At 34.0% G+C, this 18,497-nt stretch carries 14 protein-coding genes and 1 pseudogene; 8 read left to right on the forward strand and 7 right to left on the reverse strand.

The window, feature by feature from the left end:
* Positions 1 to 25: 25 nt before the first annotated feature.
* The 4 genes from AACZ41_RS13935 to AACZ41_RS13950 all read right to left on the reverse strand — a co-directional run bounded on the left by AACZ41_RS13935 (position 26) and on the right by AACZ41_RS13950 (position 3,985).
* Complete coding sequence (locus AACZ41_RS13935; RefSeq protein WP_339629135.1) at positions 26 to 379, reverse strand: hypothetical protein; 354 nt, start codon at positions 377 to 379, stop codon at positions 26 to 28.
* 40 nt (positions 380 to 419) lie between these two features.
* Positions 420 to 1,694, reverse strand: a complete 1,275-nt coding sequence (locus AACZ41_RS13940; protein WP_339629136.1) for an amidohydrolase family protein — start codon at positions 1,692 to 1,694, stop codon at positions 420 to 422.
* Between the two features lie 73 nt (positions 1,695 to 1,767).
* Positions 1,768 to 2,784, reverse strand: a complete 1,017-nt coding sequence (gene galE / locus AACZ41_RS13945; RefSeq protein WP_339629137.1) for a UDP-glucose 4-epimerase GalE — start codon at positions 2,782 to 2,784, stop codon at positions 1,768 to 1,770.
* 46 nt (positions 2,785 to 2,830) lie between these two features.
* Positions 2,831 to 3,985, reverse strand: coding sequence for a DegT/DnrJ/EryC1/StrS family aminotransferase (locus AACZ41_RS13950; protein ID WP_339629139.1), 1,155 nt, complete (start codon positions 3,983 to 3,985; stop codon positions 2,831 to 2,833).
* Positions 3,986 to 4,075: 90 nt separating this feature from the next.
* Here AACZ41_RS13950 and AACZ41_RS13955 point away from each other — a divergent pair, with 90 nt between their 5' ends.
* Positions 4,076 to 5,317, forward strand: a complete 1,242-nt coding sequence (locus AACZ41_RS13955; protein WP_339629140.1) for a glycosyltransferase N-terminal domain-containing protein — start codon at positions 4,076 to 4,078, stop codon at positions 5,315 to 5,317.
* Between the two features lie 175 nt (positions 5,318 to 5,492).
* Positions 5,493 to 5,624, forward strand: a complete 132-nt coding sequence (locus AACZ41_RS13960; protein WP_339629142.1) for a hypothetical protein — start codon at positions 5,493 to 5,495, stop codon at positions 5,622 to 5,624.
* Positions 5,625 to 6,447: 823 nt separating this feature from the next.
* Here the strand turns inward: AACZ41_RS13960 and AACZ41_RS13965 are convergent.
* Positions 6,448 to 8,541, reverse strand: coding sequence for a glycoside hydrolase family 16 protein (locus tag AACZ41_RS13965; RefSeq protein WP_339629143.1), 2,094 nt, complete (start codon positions 8,539 to 8,541; stop codon positions 6,448 to 6,450).
* A 290-nt stretch (positions 8,542 to 8,831) separates the two neighbouring features.
* Positions 8,832 to 11,636 carry a triple tyrosine motif-containing protein gene (locus AACZ41_RS13970; protein WP_339629144.1) on the reverse strand — a complete coding sequence of 935 codons (2,805 nt, stop codon included), beginning with the start codon at positions 11,634 to 11,636 and terminating at the stop codon, positions 8,832 to 8,834.
* 359 nt (positions 11,637 to 11,995) lie between these two features.
* On the opposite strand from AACZ41_RS13970, the gene AACZ41_RS13975 reads away from it, so the two are divergent.
* The 5 genes and pseudogenes from AACZ41_RS13975 to AACZ41_RS13995 all read left to right on the forward strand — a co-directional run bounded on the left by AACZ41_RS13975 (position 11,996) and on the right by AACZ41_RS13995 (position 16,500).
* Positions 11,996 to 12,187 carry a nucleoside hydrolase-like domain-containing protein gene (locus AACZ41_RS13975; RefSeq protein WP_339629145.1) on the forward strand — a complete coding sequence of 64 codons (192 nt, stop codon included), beginning with the start codon at positions 11,996 to 11,998 and terminating at the stop codon, positions 12,185 to 12,187.
* Between the two features lie 38 nt (positions 12,188 to 12,225).
* Positions 12,226 to 12,703, forward strand: a pseudogene (locus AACZ41_RS13980) (DUF1593 domain-containing protein).
* A gap of 441 nt (positions 12,704 to 13,144) precedes the next feature.
* Positions 13,145 to 13,435, forward strand: coding sequence for a hypothetical protein (locus AACZ41_RS13985; protein WP_339629147.1), 291 nt, complete (start codon positions 13,145 to 13,147; stop codon positions 13,433 to 13,435).
* A 341-nt stretch (positions 13,436 to 13,776) separates the two neighbouring features.
* The gene (locus AACZ41_RS13990) at positions 13,777 to 14,865 is read left to right on the forward strand and encodes a hypothetical protein (protein ID WP_339629148.1); all 1,089 of its coding nucleotides are present in this window, start codon (positions 13,777 to 13,779) and stop codon (positions 14,863 to 14,865) included.
* 408 nt (positions 14,866 to 15,273) lie between these two features.
* On the forward strand, positions 15,274 to 16,500 hold the full coding sequence (locus AACZ41_RS13995; RefSeq protein WP_291793085.1) for a site-specific integrase: 1,227 nt from the start codon (positions 15,274 to 15,276) through the stop codon (positions 16,498 to 16,500).
* A 259-nt stretch (positions 16,501 to 16,759) separates the two neighbouring features.
* On the opposite strand, the gene AACZ41_RS14000 is transcribed toward AACZ41_RS13995, so the two are convergent.
* Positions 16,760 to 17,581 carry a helix-turn-helix domain-containing protein gene (locus AACZ41_RS14000; protein WP_339629149.1) on the reverse strand — a complete coding sequence of 274 codons (822 nt, stop codon included), beginning with the start codon at positions 17,579 to 17,581 and terminating at the stop codon, positions 16,760 to 16,762.
* A 122-nt stretch (positions 17,582 to 17,703) separates the two neighbouring features.
* Between AACZ41_RS14000 and AACZ41_RS14005 the strand changes: the two genes are divergently transcribed.
* Positions 17,704 to 18,495 (forward strand): hypothetical protein, encoded by a 792-nt coding sequence (locus AACZ41_RS14005; protein WP_339629150.1) that lies wholly within the window; start codon positions 17,704 to 17,706, stop codon positions 18,493 to 18,495.
* Positions 18,496 to 18,497: the final 2 nt, after the last annotated feature.

Below are 18,497 nucleotides of genomic sequence, written 5' to 3' on the forward strand. Positions count from 1 at the left end.
GTGGGATTTGAATTACAAATTCTACTTACTTATACTTATTCCTATACCACACTTTTTGGTACTCGCGTTTTAAGATGAGATATGTCATTTGATCTGCAATCTCAACAGCATCAGTAATTGCAATTTGCTTAAATTGATTTTCAGGTATATCAACTATATAAAGAAGATTAAGGTATTCAGGAAATTGCTGCATCATCAAGTAATAAACTTTCTCCCTAATAGCAGATACAAAAGATTGAGCATCAAAATTCACCGGTAATTTCAATGAAATATTAGCGAGACCAAAATCTTTCTCTATTTGATTTTTCAAATCTGAAAGTAGCGTATTTTCATTTGCCAAAGTCAACACTTCATTACTATTGATCGCGTTTAACTCCATTCTTTAATTTTATATAAAAACACTAAACGATTTTAAAATTCTATTGCTTATAAACAGCACCATCTTTCATTACAAAAATTACATTCTCCAATGTTTTTACATTTTGATCAGGATTTTCTTCAACCGCAATAATATCCGCTATATACCCCGGTTTAATCTCTCCTAATTTTTCTTGCATATCTAATAAACCTGCATTTATTATTGTTGCTTGCTTTAATGATTGTTTTACCGGAATGCCTGCCTCTAACAAATACCCAAATTCAATCGCATTTTTACCATGGGGAAATACACCTGCATCAGTACCAAAACCCATCGGAACACCTTTTTTATAAGCTTTTGCCATAGTAGCAATATGCTTAGGCCCTATTTCTAAAGCCTTCTTAGCAACAATATCTGGAAAAAAACCAGGAATAAGGGCTTTTTCAGCAACTTGCTTTCCTGCACTTATGGTTGGTATCAGATAGCATTGGTTTTTAATCATAAGATCCATGGTTTCCTCACTCATTAATGTACCATGTTCTATGGTATTAACGCCACCCATAACCGCTATTTTCATACCTTCATCTCCATGGGCATGCGCAGCAACAGTAAAACCATAATTCTTTGAAGTTTCTGTAATCGCTTTTATCTCTTCTAGTGTAAATTGCGGGTTTTGACCACTTTTAGCAACACTTAAAACTCCACCTGTTGCGGTAATTTTAATGACGTCAGCCCCATTTTTATACCGTTGTCTCACCGCTTTTTTTGCATCTGGTACAGAATTTACCACTCCTTCCTTTGGACCTGGATCTCCCATCAGGTCATTTCGTCTACCATTGGTAGGGTCTGCATGCCCACCTGTGGTAGCAAGCGCCTTGCCTGCAGTAAAAATTCGCGGTCCATCTACCAGACCTCCATTAATAGCATTTCTAAGTGCAATATTCACACCCGTACCTCCTAAATCACGCACCGTAGTAAAACCTGCCATCAATGTACGTTTAGCATAAACCGTTGATTCTAAGGCGATATCAGCTTCATTTGCCGTAAATTCTTTTATATAGGATTGTGCATTATACTCTCCTTCTATATGAACATGCATATCGATAAGGCCAGGCAATACAATTTTATCCTTTAAATTGATTATCCTATCCGCATCTGTTCCAAAAACAAAACCATTCTCAATAGATTTAATTTTGTTCTCAAAAACCACTATTGTTTTATCCTTAATAAGCTTTCCAGAGTTAGTATCATAAATCGTCCCACATTGGATATAAATATCTTGTGCAGAAATTATGGTAGTAACAAACAAACAAATTATTAGATTCAAGTTTTTCATGAAATAAAGTTTAAAGTAATAAGGGGAAATATAACCATATTTCCCCTTATTAAAGTCCTTGAGATTAATAATTTCAGTCACGAATTTTCTGTTCCCAGATCCATGCGTAGTTCATGGCCTCTTCTAAAGTATATTCAGCTTTCCATCCTAAAACAGTATTCGCTTTAGTTGTATCAGCATATGCCGAAGTAATATCACCTGGCCTTCTATCAACAATTTTATAATTTAATTTTCTACCTGAAACTTTTTCAAAGCTATGAATGGCTTCCAATACAGAACTTCCTGTACCGGTACCAACATTGAAAACTTCATAGTTTTTTTCATTTTTTCCTTGAAACAAACGCTCCAAAGCAACAACATGTGCTTTAGCCAAGTCGACGACATATATATAGTCTCTAATACACGTACCGTCTGGTGTTGGGTAGTCATCACCAAATACAGAAAGTTCTTTTCTTAAACCAATGCCCGTTTGGGTAATAAAAGGCACTAAGTTTTGTGGAACTCCTTTAGGCAATTCACCAATCTCTCCGCTTGGATGTGCTCCCATCGGGTTAAAATAACGCAATGCAATAGCATTTAAACTAGGTGTAACCTTACAGGTATCCGCAATAATTTCTTCACCCATTTGCTTTGTATTTCCATAAGGAGATTCGGCTACCTTAACCGGAGCATCTTCTGTAATAGGCATTTTATCTGCCTGACCATAGACCGTACATGATGAACTAAAAATAAAACTTGCTTTGTTCTTTTTGCAAAGTTCCTTTAAGACGTAAACCAGTGTGCCAATATTATTTTCATAATAAAGTAAAGGCTTTTCAACGCTCTCCCCTACCGCTTTTGAAGCAGCAAAATGGATAACACCTGCAACGTCTTGATGTCTTTGAAAAAAATCTTCTACCTTATGCTTTTCCTTTAAATCCAATTTTTCGAAAATTGGTTTTTTACCGGTAATCGCTTCAATACCAATAAGTACTTTCTCATCAGAATTCGAGCAATCATCTATAATGATGACATCAAAACCCTTATTCTGAAGTTCGACCACTGTATGTGAACCAATAAACCCTAACCCACCTGTTACTAATACTTTCATCTAATATGATATTTCAACTTTAACCAAATATAGCGCACTTACTTACCTAACCATTCACAAACTCGATAACCATCTTTGTAATATGGTTAATCTGTTCCTCATTCAATTCTGTATGCATTGGTAACGAGATTACTTCTTTTACCAATTGATTAGTAACCGGGAAATCTTCTTCCATATATCTTTCATCCAAATAAGCCTTTTGCTTATGTAGGGGAATCGGGTAATATACCCCACAAGGAATTTCGTTCTGGTTTAAATATTTCACCAACGCATCTCTTTTTCCGTTGGTTATTTTTAAGGTGTATTGATGAAAAACATGACAATCGCACACATCACAAATACCATCACAATTATTTACGGTAACCGGTGTAACGATATGTTCTTGATTTTTAAACGCTTTTGAATATGCCCGCGCTGCATTTCTTCTAGCTTCACAATACCCATCCAGTTTTGGAAGTTTTGCCCTAAGAACAGCTGCTTGTATAGAATCTAATCGAGAATTAACTCCCACCACGTCATGATGATATCTTTCATACATACCATGATTTACAATACCTCTTATGATATGTGCCAATTCATCATCATTGGTGAAAATAGCACCGCCGTCACCATAACACCCTAAGTTTTTAGAAGGAAAAAAGGAAGTTGCGCCTACATGACCCATGCTTCCCGCCATAGATTTTTTACCGTTTTTAGATAAGTATTTAGCACCAATAGCTTGTGCATTATCCTCTATCACATATAAATTATGCTTTTCAGCTAAAGTAAGAATGGCATCCATATTAGCACATTGTCCAAAAAGATGAACAGGAACAATTGCTTTCGTCTTTGGGGTTATTGCTTTTTCTAAAGCTTCTATATTAATATTAAACGTGTCAGGGTATACATCTACCAAAACTGGTGTTAATTGCAATAAAGCGATAACCTCCACGGTTGCGGCAAAAGTAAAATCTGCAGTAATAACCTCATCCCCAGGCTTCAAACCTAATCCCATCATTGCAATTTGCAATGCGTCTGTACCATTTGCACACGGAATTACATGTTTTACACCAAGATAAGTTTCTAACTCCTTCTGAAATGCATGTACTTCAGGACCATTAATAAAGGCCGATGTTTCTAATATTTGAGTTATAGCAGAGTTGACTTGATCTTTAATTTCTTGGTATTGACCACTTAGGTCTACCATTTGTATCTTTTTCATCTGTTGAAATTACATGAAGCGATACAAAAATACGAAACAGACGACACTAATTTTATGGAAAGAAACGTAATTTAGCCCAAAAGCATTGGTTTGTACTTTCTTTATAATCTTCTTGTCTTAACCGCTTCTACTATTCTTCGAGCACTAGCCTTGGTAAACACCAAACTATCTCTTTTTATAAATGGTAGAAAAGAGACATTTTCAATATTAAAAAAATCTATCTCAAAAAAGGATAAAGTTATTTGGATTCACGCTGCATCGTTAGGGGAATACGAACAAGGACTCCCCATTATGGAAGAATTGAGAAAGACTCGTCCTAATCATAAATTAGTGCTCACCTTTTTTTCTCCATCAGGTTATGAAGTAAAAAAGAACAGTAAAACCGCAGATGCAATATGCTATTTACCATTAGATACTAGAAAAAATGTTTCACAGTTTTTAAAAGCAGTTCATCCAGAATTGGTAATCTTTATTAAATATGAAATTTGGCCGAACTACCTTTCAGCATTAAAAGAAAAGAATATACCTACCTTTTTAATATCTGCTTTATTCATAGAAAGTCATATTTACTTTAAATGGTATGGCGGATTCATGCGAAAAGCGTTAACCAAGTTTACGCACTTCTTTGTTCAAAATGAAATGTCATATGACTTACTCAATTCAGTTGGATTAAATAATGCGACTATTGCAGGTGATACTCGTTTTGATAGGGTAAACGAAATTCTAGAAAGAAACAATTCTTTAGATTTTATGACCCATTTTAAGAAAGACAATTTGTGTTTTGTAGCTGGTAGTACATGGTCAGAAGATGAAAACATCATTATAGATTATATTAACCAAAACACTCATCCAATTCAATTCGTTATTGCTCCACACACCATGAAAGCAAAACATATTGAATATATTAAACAAGCTATACATAAACCTGTTTTATGCTATTCGGAACTTAGCGATAACGACCCTAGAAATTATGAAGTCATTATCATAGACACTATTGGAATTTTGACAAAAGTATATAGTTATGCCGATGTAGCCTATGTAGGTGGTGGCTTTGCTACTGGTTTACACAATACATTAGAGCCTGCTGTATTTGGCATACCAGTTATTATAGGTCCAAAATACGATGGCTTTGCAGAAGCTGAAGAATTGGTACAACTAAAAGGAGTTTTATCTATAAACAGCGCATCTGAGTTTAGAAAGAAAATGAATTTATGCTTTGAAAATGTAGATTATAAAGAAAAAACAGGTGAAATAAACCATTCTTATATAACCTCAAGAAAAGGAGCTACAAGCAAAATAATGAATGTAATCAATTCAAAAATTCAATCGTAGAATTTATTTTTTGCTTTAACCGGTCCATATAAATTACACATGGATAATTGGTTCTAAATAGGTAAATCTTACTTTACAAAGTTGATTTGATACTTTAGTCGATTTTACATCTCTATTTCACAGCACTTTAACCCCAATATCCTTATATTGAGTACAGAACAATAGAACTATGATTATGGAACAACAACTTTCTACAGGAGTTAAAATGCTCAATGGTTTTTTAAAATTAATGATTGGTTGCTTGATACTGATACTTATTTCAGTACCCCTAGCTGCCATAGCAGATTGGATTGGTTTAATTGAATAATTTAAATTGACAACATCAAAAGTCTTTAAATTATCGAGTGTATTTTAAACAAGTATCGATAAATTACCATTTTAATAGATAAAATACATTACCAGAATTACCAAACATCAACAAAGTAAGACTTTGCAACAGGTTTGTAAGGTTTTACAACATTGTCTATTTAAATGTTGCAAACATCAACTAGCTTTAGTAGTATAACTTTAAAGTAGGTAATGTTATGAATAATTTATCATTTAAAACGGGGGTAGATTCTTATCTATCTGTCTTAATTATTGCGATGAATGCTTTTTTAGCAGTCGTTGCAGTTGGAACTCTTTTAGCCCTAATAGGGATTGTTTAATCTTTTAACCATAGCCCATATTGTTAAAAAAATACTTTAAAAAAGCCCCTTGTAAAAAGGGGCTTTTTATTTGGAAAAAAAATATATCCTTAAATAATCTTTATCATTCTGTTAAAGACTAAATCATTTAATTTCATTTAACCTGTTTTATTTTTTTCTTTGTCTTTCTTTTCCAGATATCAACCATATCTAAAGAGAAAGGTATCGTTTGCCATATCGTTGGGTAAAATTTTATATTCTTCATGATTTTAATTCTTTGCATTAATATTATGCAAAGGTTTATAATCTTAGTAAACAACAACACATGCATTTTATCTACTATCTATGTTAGATTACCTCTTAAATTACCCATTTATATATTATTTTGAAAATGGGCCTATTTGAATAAAATCTCTTTCAACCCCTAATAACTAAAATAACCAGAATGAAAAAGGCCATTGTAAATGAATACAATAGCCATAATATATATTTAAAAACTATTAATTATTGATAGACTCTTATATAGTCAACTTCCATGGTATCTTGAGTAAACTCACCATCAATAGTGCCACCAAGTGTACCACCCATAGCGACATTCATAATTAAAAAGAAATCACTATTAAAAGGTGTACTAGCTGAGTTGATAAAACTATTATGTATAAGTTCTTCATCTACTACAAACTTGATACTATCGGGCGTCCATTCTACCGTATAATTATGAAACTCTGAGGTAGCCGATGGTACCGAAATTGCACCAACAACCGCCGAACCACCAAAATTACCAGGGTAATGTAAGGCACTACTAACCGTATTGTTATTGTTACCAACATGTTCCATAATGTCTATTTCACCGGTTGCTGGCCAACCCACTTCATCAAAGTTAGCACCTAAAGCCCAAAGTGCAGGCCAAGTGCCACCTGTAGAAGGTAGTTTGGCTCTAATTTCAACTCTACCATACGTGAATTCAAATAAATTTTCGGATTTAATCCTTGCAGAAGTATATGCAGCACTTCCTGTCGGACTAACCCCAAAATCAAAGAATAAGACAACTCTATCATAAGTAAATGCAGGTGCTGAACTTAGGTCAAAAGTCAAGGTTTCCCATACTTCGGCAACAGAAGTAGTTGCATCAACTTCAAAAAATTCATCTGGATTTGCTTGATTCTCAAGTTTCAATCTAACAACAGCACCCATCGCAGGTGACCAAGTCTTAATTTCCATACTTGAGTATGTAGTTAAATCTAATGGTGCGGCAACATTGAAAAAAGAACCAGCCCAAACTTCTGCTCCATTATTTTTTGTCGATTCTCCCACATTAGTCGACGTATTTTCACCCGATGCATCAGGATTACTAATTACTGCAGTTGAAGCACCTCCAAAATCAGTAAATACTGGAGCTGTTCCTTCAAAATCCTGGACAATTGATGTGCCACCACCACTTGCCACTAAAGTAACATCATCATAGTAATGTATTGCACCTCCTGCAACACCTGAACCACGAGCTGTTATTTTAAGTAAGCCATCTTCCACGATAACATTATCGGCACTATCGGTATACTCTTGAGCTTCGCCATTACCCCATCCACCTGCACCAAGGTCATAGGTCCAATTAGCAGGATTTGGCGCTCCATTAACATCAAACTCATCAGACCAAACTAAATTCGTATAAACGGTCTGTAGACTCTCATCTCCATCACCTGATGAAGGAGCTGAAGTAAATCTAATATACCAAGCTAAATCAGGATTCATCGTATCATATGTTCTAACATATAATAAGTTTTCGCTTAATGATAAGATTTCATAAGTAGATGACCCTACATAGTAGCTCATAAAACCACCATCAGAAAAATCCATTTGCATTCCCGTAGTTTCAGCTTCTGGAACATTTCCCTCTACAGAGGAAATAGTAACTGCCTTTTCCCCAGAGGTATCATAATCATAACAAAAATCTTCGTCAGAAGTTCCACCAACTACAGCCTTATGCCCAACATTGAAAAATGTTTGACCCATATTATCTAAAATATACGTTACATCTCCATTAGAATCTACAGAAAAAGTAAGCTCGTCATCACAAAAACAATCAGAAATATCACTGCCACACTTTTCAAAAGCCTTAGCAGAATACCATTTAGGATACCACCAATCACCATCTATTCCTTCTCGTGCAGGACCCAATCCTAAATGACCAGGTTGGGCTGCCGCCAAGAACCATGTTTTAGAAGTGCCATCTGTAAGTAAATTTACCAAGTCTGAATTCGTTACAGGGATATTTACTGAAACTTCAACAGTTTCCGTCATAGTTGTCCCATCAAAACCATTTGCAGTTATAGTAACGGTAAAGATATTTTCTCCAACTGTGCTATAAGTTTTAGAAATAAAACCAGTAAGAGATTCTCCAGTAGTTCCATCTCCAAAATTATAATTATAAGACTTTGCTCCCGAAGCAGAAGGCTTAAATATTACAGTGCCAGATCCGCCATCACTAACTTCTGTGTTTACGGTAAGATTAGATAATGCTACAAATCCAAATGCATCATCGTCTTCACAACTGAACAATACCATTAGAAATGCAACAAAAATGTAATTCAAGTTTTTCATAATTAATTTTATTTGAGTTAATCATTTACAAGTATCTAAATACAATAACATAAGTTGTGTTTCTTTTTAGGTACAAGACTGATGCAATTTAATTTAGCTGATCATCAATTCCGAAATAATAGCCTATACAAAAAACATACAAATCAATAAAAAGCCAAAATAAAGTCATATTCTTAATAATAGATAGTCAATGAAGCCTATTTCACCATCTAAACATTATGATGCCTCTTAACTATTTAATTAAGTAATGTTGTGGTAATGTTGTGGTAAAAGGAGTCTATGTAGAGGGGTTATAAATCCATGATATACTCTGTTAAGCCATCTTCACGTAATAAGTTCATTTTTTTACGCAATCGATACCTTTTTACTTCTACACTTCGTACAGATATATTCAAGAGAGGAGCAATCTCTTTTGATGACAAGTTTAGCCGCAAGTAAGCACATAACCGTAAATCATTTGCAGATAATTCTGGGTGGACATTTTTTACTTTTTTCAAAAAATCTTTATCGGCATTATTGAATGCATTCTCAAAAAATTTCCAATCGTCCACATTATTTATATTTCTATCAATTGTTCTAATAACAGATTTGACCTGAGAATCAACACTACTTTCGTTCAATTGTTCTTTAATAGAATTTAAAAATTCATTCTTTTTTATAATACTCATAGTAGATATTGCCAATTCACGATTCTTACTTTCTATAAGCTCTTTTAGCTGAGCATTTTTAATTTGGACAATTCTCTTTTGGTTTTTTAACTTTTTGCGTTTCAACCTTTTCTTACTCTCATTCAAAAGCTGATTCTGTTGCTTTTTGTAATATCCTTTATATAACTTGTGAATAAAAACCACCAACAGCGTAATTAATACTAAGTAGCAAAAAATAGCACCATAAGTTAAATACCATGGTTTAGAAATCATAAATTCATAAGAAGCGGTATTCTTCGAAAGGTTATTACCTACTTTTGCCCTAACTTCAAAAGTATGATTGCCGTAGGGTAAGTTTGTGAACGAAACTTCAGAATTCGATGACCAGGTACTCCATTCGTTATAAACCTCTTCTAATCGATATTGGTATTCCGCATCGGTGTATTTATCGAATTCAGGAACATTGAAAAGAAATTTTAAATTATTTTCAGACGATTTAAATTCATTAAATCCTTCGAGCTTAATATTAATATTTGGAGCATCATAAAATTCTTTGAAAATTGAATTTATTGAGATTTGATATTCATTTTGCTTTACCTTATTTAAATCAACGGTGACATAACCGTTAGCTATACCGATTAAATACACCTCGTCCTTTAAATGAACTATCGACTCAAAACCCAAAATACCCATGCTTCTTCTGAAGAAATCTGGAATAGAAATTTTTAAGCGTTGCGGAACATCACTTAATATGCCTGGCGAAACGCAAATAATATTATCATTGGTAAAGCCCCATATTTTTTCTGAATTATTTGTTGGCTTAAGTATCCCAATAATACTTTCATTTGCATTAAAAAACTTACTCGTTAAAATAGAATCCTTACCAAAATCTTGTTGTTCGGTTATATATTTAAAAACTCCATTTATCGTAGTATAAATTACTTCATCATCATACTTCAGAAGACTTGACCCTGGTCCTTTAGATTCTTTTTGTGTAACCTCTATAATTTCATTAAACCCAGTATCAACTTTTAAATCGAAAATACCCTTGTAGTCGTGATTCACGACAATATGTTCTATGTCTAGAAATTCAAAAAATCTACTTGAGCTATTAAATCCTTCAATTTTATTTCGAAAGCTCCATTGACCATTTATCTTTTCAAGAATACTCAAACCTTTGTAATTACCCTGTAATAAAAGATTCACGTTAGACTCTATTTTGTGAATATCCCAAGTGCCTGGCACATCTGATATTTGGTTAGCCTGACCATTTTCAATAACGTAAGTGCCTTTGTGATGACCACAAAACAGTGTACCATTTATTACTTTCAATAACCAAACTTGCCCTTGAGTAGCATCGACAAGTTGAAAATCAACATCCTCATTCCTTCTTTTATAAAACAAGCCTTGGTTTGTGCCTAAATATAAAATATCATCATATAATACCGCAGTATATACTACCCCTAAGACTCCATTATGATCTATATATTCATTGAAGGGAGAATCTAAGTTTATAACACTTAATCCATTATCCAATCCTAACCACAAATTTTGGTCAACATCTTGAAATAAAGAAAGAACTGTATTATTGTTTAGACCTTTTTCTTGATTAATATGATTTAGAATAGTACCATCATTATCTAAATGATAAACACCGTTTGAGATAGTACCTAAAACAAATGAGCCATCATTTAATCGTAAAGCACTATATGTTTCTCTCTTTGACAAAACTACATCTGCAGAAATATCCCATTTAGTTAGCATAGCTTTATCGAGAAAATAAAATTTACTTTGTTCGGTAACAAATAGAATTTTATTTTCTTTTAAAAATGCCCCAATAATAATATCAGTTTTAAAGATATCGTTATCTGATACTAAAACTGATTTTCCATTATCAATAGTGAAAATTCCTTCGTTTATTTTCTGAAAGTAGATTTTATTCCCAACTTCAAGAATTGACGCCCTCGTAGTTTTAGCATCCAATATATCAATAGAACCATTAATTGTATTGTAGATATAGATGCGATCTAATGATTGGAACAATACCCAATCTTTAAATTTCGATATATTCCAAAAATGTTCATCTTCTATAAGTGGCTGCTCTATTTTAGAAGAAATCGAGTTATATATTAAAACCCCAAAATCATCTTTTATCCAATAACCAAATTCCATATAACTACCTGTAAAAACTCGGTCATTTATGATTTTTACAGATTTTAACGGTGTCCCATTAGGAGATTGATATAATTTCCATACTGCACCATTAAATTCTAGCAAACCTCCATTGTTCGCTATATAGATATGCTTATCTATAGATTGCGTAATTGACCAATTTTGGTTTCCAGCTGCATATTCAATAGGAGTGTAATTTTGAATTGGGGAGAGTTCTTGGGCATTTATGCCAAGTATAAAAAAGATGCAAACAATATAAAAAGGTCTCAATATCATCTTATAGTTATATAAAATTATTATTTTAAATATAACATTTTAAAACCACTGATGATTTATACTATTTGATGTAGATTTCCTAGATTTATTACCCTTATCTGCCTGTATTAAAATTCTATTTCTTTCTTGATTATTTTATTTACCGAAGTATCAATCAATAACTAGGTTGAAAAAAATCACACTGCTTTGCGAAATATAATTTACAATACAAACTTCATATTCGCAAAAAAATGAAAAGAACAGGGTAATTATATTATCAGACATTGAAGCTGATCCAGATGACACTTAATCGTTTTTACGTTTATTTCTATATGCCAAGAAATTGACATCAAGGCATGGTTGCTACTACTTGTTGTTGTTTGCAAGCTAAAATCAATCCCGAGTCTATAGACAAAATAGTTAGCGCTTATGGTAGAATTCACTCCAACCTTTTAATAGATGACAAAAACTATCCTAATGCCAATTACCTTTCAAAATTGATCAAGTCAGGTCTACCAAAATACGGTATGTTGGGTGTTGGAGAAGGAATGGATTCAGAAGGTTCTGATTGAATAATAAAAATACTTGAAAAAGATGATGACCGACCATTGTGGATTTGGTTTGGGGAGGAGTAAATACACTTGCGCAATCATTACATAAAATCAAAAACACAAAAAGTAAAAAAGAAGCTAAAAGGCTAATTTCGAAACTAAAGGTTTACACCATCTCTGAACAAGAGAATAGCGGCATCTGGATTAGTAATAATTTTCCAGATTTGTTCTATATCGTTAGTCCTGGAGGTGAATATAGCCAAGCTACTTGGATAGGAATCAACTCATATATCAAAGGCTTCGATAACACAACAATAAGTAATGATTTGATTGCAAAAACATATTCAACAAAATCATGGTCCGCTAGGAGCAAACTATCCGGATATAGCCTGGGGCGTAGAGCGAGATACGCCCGCTTTCTTTTCATTAATCCTTAATGGCCTTAATGATGCGGAACATCCTGAATTAGGTGGCTGGAGAGGTCGATACGAATTATATAAACCTGATTTTTCGAAAACAAAAAAATACTTTAATTAATAATCCAGATTCGAACACTTGGCGTTATCAATATCAAAAGTTTAGTCGTCTGTATAATTTTTATTCAATAATAACTAAGTATGCTGCATCTTTAAAATAATCTATTCATCATTCAATAAAAATGTACAATCGTATTTACCCTTCTTTACTTATTGTATTCTTCATTTTCAGTAATAACCAACTAATAGCTCAAGAAAAAATAACCATTATTACAGGTAGAATAGTATAAGACAACAATAGTGGCCCGATTGAATTTGCAACAGTATTGGTTGGAAATCCTGTTGACCAAAACCTATCGCTGGCACAACTACAATCGAAGAGGGTAGTTGTGTTCTAGAAACCAACGCGCGCGATTTTTATATCGAAGTTAGTTTTATCGGATTCACCACTAAGAGATTTGACAACCCTACCATTGTTGATGGCAAAATCAACTTAGGCACTGTGACCATTTCTGAAGATTCACAACAATTGGATGAAGTGGTTGTGGAAGGTGAAATTTCAGATAACCTGTTTATGGATTTTGGAGCACGAAAGAAAATATTAATAGGTAAAGCAATTTTAAATATTCGTGATGTTTTTGCTTCAAGTGAAAGTATCACAGTCCAACCAAATTTCCATTTAAGGGATTTCAGTCAACAAGGAAGTTTTATCACCTTTGGCGTAAGTTTAGATTATGGAAGAGGGAAGCCATGGAATTCTCGGGACAAAAAAACTTCTAAGTCACAGCGATAAAGCATACTGTCATACATATCGTGGTAGATATTCACCTGAACGCTAATTAGACCCAAACTTATTTTACCTCTACCCCTTTCCAAAAAGCAACATGTCCCTTAATGCTCTTGGCTAACGGTAACACTTCAGGATAATACCAGGCTGTATCTTTATTAATAGAATATCATTGACTTCAATATCATAATAAGAAGCAATTCCTAAAAACCAAAGTTTACAATATGTGATTATATACAAAATTGATTTAAAGATTTATAACCACATCTTATTTCACTTATACAACATTTCCTTTTATAGAAATTCAAATAGTAATATTTTGCTATTTGAAAATGGAATACCAGCAAATGAAATTATTCGTATTCACAATTATAACCGTCATTTTAGGTTTAGTGGATTTAAATGCTCAACAAATTGGAGACTATAAATCTGTAGACTCTGGTAATTGGACAAGTGTTGGTATTTGGAACACCTATAACGGCACTGTATGGATTCCGGCAACATATTATCCTGGCCAAATTACCGGCACCAATGACGTACTTATCATTGGCGGCAACTCCGTCTCAATTTCATCAACCATTCTGAATACCATAAACTCGGTAACCGTAGGAGATGGAACAGGAGCCATGGATAATTTTTTTGTAAGTGGAACTTCAACCCTGAATACACAAGTTATCACGATTGCAAATGGCGGCATAGCAGAATGGATTTCCAACGTAAGTTTATCTCTTCCAGCAGGGGCCAATTTCAAGATTGATACTGGGGGTGAACTTGTTACAGACACACCTTGTAATGCTGCAAAAAGATTGATTATAGGCACCACTATCTATTCCACATGTAACGGTGCTGCTGGGGCACAATTTAGTTTTACAGATTTAAATGAAGAGGGCGGAACGTTGTCGGTTACACCTACTTCGAATAGCCCGATATGTGAGGGAGACTTATTGAATTTATATTCGAATCCATCTGGTACAGGTTCCTCAAACGCATCGTATTTATGGACAGGTCCAAACGGATATACCTCAACTATCCAAAATCCAGTAATTTCTGGTCTTATTGCAGGTGATTATGAATATACCGTAACAATTAGAGATTCGGCTGGAAATACAAATACTAAAACTTTAAGTATTATAGTGTTGCCTAAACCTATAGTTACAAGTACAACACCCGGTTTCAGAAATGGACCAGGAACTATTGTTTTAGGAGCATCTGCATTTTCAGGAACATTAAATTGGTATTTAAACCCTTCTGGAGGTTCTTCTTTAGGAATTGGAACATCTTTTACTACTCCTACCATTTCCACATCTACTAGCTTTTATGTTGAAGCATCAGGTAACGGTTGCATTTCTGACAGAGTGGTTGTTTTGGCAACAGTCAATAATAATTCTACCGTCATTACCAATCGTAATACCACCTACCGAATAAAAAAGAATTAATAAAACGTTTTCAGATTTTATTTTTTAAGAAAGTCCCAATATCCCTAAAACAGGGCGATTAGACAAACAAGTCAAATGTTACTAAACGATAGTAATTAAATTCATTAGAGAAAATTATAGAGAAAAAGCCACGTTGGTATAACCTATCTTTTTCTTATAATAAAAAAAGCTCCTCATTTCTGAAGAGCTTTCTCGTTGTACAGGCGGAGAGACTCGAACTCTCACACCTTGCGGCACTAGATCCTAAGTTCAACATTCCTACATATCAAAACGCATCAAAATAATACAAAATATTGATTTTTAGATGTTTATAATTTTATTTATACTCGTATGAATCGTTATGAAACCATAAAATGTGTTACCTATGTGTTACCCCGAATGTTTATCTTTATAAAAAATCGGTACGATATGGCAACCTTAAAAACAGTTTTACACACCAAAACCGACGCAAAAGGGAACAAGGAATTTAGACTTGCATTACGACTCACTGTAAACCGGAAACGAAGTTATTATTACTTAGGACAAAAAGTAGAACCAAAATTTTGGGATGTACAGGGTGAAAAAGTGAAATCTTCCCATACAAGACATAAACAATTGAATCGCCTGATAAGAAAGAAATATGATGAAATTGAAGATGTCATATTTGAAATGGAAACTTCAAAACAGAATTATACAGCAAAACAGATTATAGACTCCATTAGGAAAAACACAAAAAGGTTGTCATTTTTCGAACTTGCCGATGAACATATTGAAGATCTAATCAATGCCAACAATCATAATAGAGCAATTTCGGATAGAAGCAAACTGAACAGGATAAAAGAGTTCGCTAAAAAACGGAACTTCGAATTTGAGGAAATTGATGAGAATTTATTAAAAAAATTAAAAATTTATCTCAGAACTACATCAGGACTATCTGAACGCTCAGTAATGAATATATTCGTTATGATTCGATTACTATACAATAAAGCTATTAGCAGAAAAATTGTGGATAGAAAATTCTATCCTTTTGGTAAGGACAAAATAAAGATTAAATACCCCCAGACCATTAAAATCGGTCTTGATGAACATGAAATTCGAAAAATCGAAGAACTTGACTTGGACACAAGAACAGCAGTTTGGCATACTAGAAACGTTTTTCTTTTTTCATTCTATTTAGCGGGAATCCGGATTTCGGATGTCTTAAGAATGCGTTGGAGTGATATTGTGGCTGAAAGGCTATACTACAAAATGAGTAAGAACGATAAGGCCGATTCTTTAAAACTTCCAGAACCAGTAATTAAAATTTTATCCCATTACCAAGTCGATAAAAAAAACAAGTACGATTATATTTTTCCAGAACTTAAGACAATACCCATCAATGACTCTAAGGCTATTTACTCTAGAATTAAAACTTCAATCAAAAGACTAAATACGAACCTAACTGTAATTGCAGACCTTGCCGAAATCGACAAAAAAATCACCAATCACATTGCCCGTCATAGTTTTGGAAATATAGCCGGTGATAAAGTTTCTCCGCAAATGCTTCAAAAATTATATCGACATACTCATCTAAGCACTACCATAGGTTATCAAGGCAACTTCATTCATAAGAATGCTGATGAAGCTTTAAACGCAATTATTAATTTTTCTAAATAATCAGCGAATTGTAAATATCTATAAAGAGCTAATTTTATATCCCGTAAAAGGTTAATTTACAGGAATACTAAAAGAGACCAAGGACGGGACTTCTAATATGAAAGCTTTTCCCTAATTAAAAACGGTCTCCTTAAATGGCCCTATAATTGGTAATTAAATTATTGGAATTGATCTATGTCAATATACTTTAACCTGGCCATTGTGAACTTATCCCAACCATAACCAACTGTAAAATAAAAACGTGGAAAACATTTTAATTTTACTCCAATCGATTTCTGTACTCGGTTGGCGTAGTACCCAAAACCTTTTTTACATATCGAGTGAAAAAGGACCGACTTGAAAACATCATTTTATCCGCGATTTCTGCAATATTTAGATTTTTGTTCTGCAAAAAAAGTATGATACGCTCCTTGGTGTATCGTTGAATCCATTCAGACGCCGTGGCACCTGAGTTCTGCTTGCAAACAAAATTTAAATATTTAGGGGTAACGTTAAGTGCATTGGCATAATACCGTACCTCCCTTTCGGCCATGCAATGTTCTTGGACCAAATGAACGAACCGTTCGTATAACGACCCACTTTGTACGGTGCGTTTTCTACGCTCGTATTCGTTCGCAAAAGTGTGCCACATTTCAAGAATAAACAACCGCATTTGCATTTTCAATACTTCCTCATAAAAGCGATGCTCCTTGTATTGAAATCTATTATACAGCCATTTGAAATTTGATAAAACCCTTTTCCTGTCTTGCTTATCGTTAAGCTTTTTAATAGGGTATTGGCGAGAATGCAGTATGGAATCTATACTCCAGCTTTGATCGGGGACATTATCGTATAAAAAATGTTTTTCTACTAGTAAGGCCGTTGCCTTAAACTCTTGGGAAAATACCAAACTCTCTAATTGGCTTTCTGCAAACCAAAACAGGAATTCATTGCCCTTGCATTGCATCTCCGCGCTCTTGAACAAAAAAGAAATGCTTCCATGATGGCAAAACAAATGGGTGTGATAATGGGTACTGAAATCTATCGGGAATCCTGTTTCCTGTGATAGTTCCAAAAGCACAATACGTGGCCTATTTTTCACTTGCTCCTTCAATTGAATCGTTATTTTTCCTAAAATAAGTAATATCTGACATTATTGCCGTGATTCATGTAACAAATGTATAATGTCAGTTTTTACTTTTACGCGGTTAAATCGTACTAAAGATGAAAATGATAAATTGGAATCTAAAAAATATTATCGTGCCACTACTAATTTTTCTAAGTACCAGTAGTGTACAATCGCAAGAAGATATCAAGCCCTTTCTTGATGATTTCAGAGGTACGGCAAGTATAACGCAAAACGGAATTTCCCTGATACCCTCATTTTCGTTGGGAGACCCGGCATTAATTTTTGACATTAAAATGACCAAGGGAAGATCAAGTTTCGAGCCCGATATGCGCTTTGCCCTAGAAGGTAAACCTTGGGCGTTCGTGTTTTGGTATCGGTACAAGGCCATTCAGAAAGAACGATTTTCGTTGCGTATCGGGGCGCATCCGGCATTGAATTTCAGGACGGTAAATGTAATTAGAAATGGGTTTGCAGAAGAATTGTTAGAATCGCGACGTTATCTTGCCGCCGAAATTGTACCGAACTATAAAATTTCCAATAAAGTAAGTATTGGTATGTACTATCTGCGCGGACAAGGTTTTGACGATGGTTTGAAAACAACCAATTTTTTGGTCCTGAATTCCGCCTTTACCAATCTTTATATTTCCGAACAATTCCATCTCAACATTTCGCCACAGGTATATTATTTAACGACTGACGATGACCAGGGGTATTATGTTGCGGGTTTTATCTCTTTTGGAAAAAAAGATTTTCCGTTATCGATTTCATGTATTCTGAACAAGGCAATCGATACCGAAATAGCGCCCGAGGATGATTTCATCTGGAATATTTCTTTAAACTACTGTTTTGGCAGTACCAACAAGCGGACGTCGAAACGAAAAATATGATG

The organism is uncultured Maribacter sp. (assembly GCF_963974015.1).
GTDB lineage: Bacteria > Bacteroidota > Bacteroidia > Flavobacteriales > Flavobacteriaceae > Maribacter.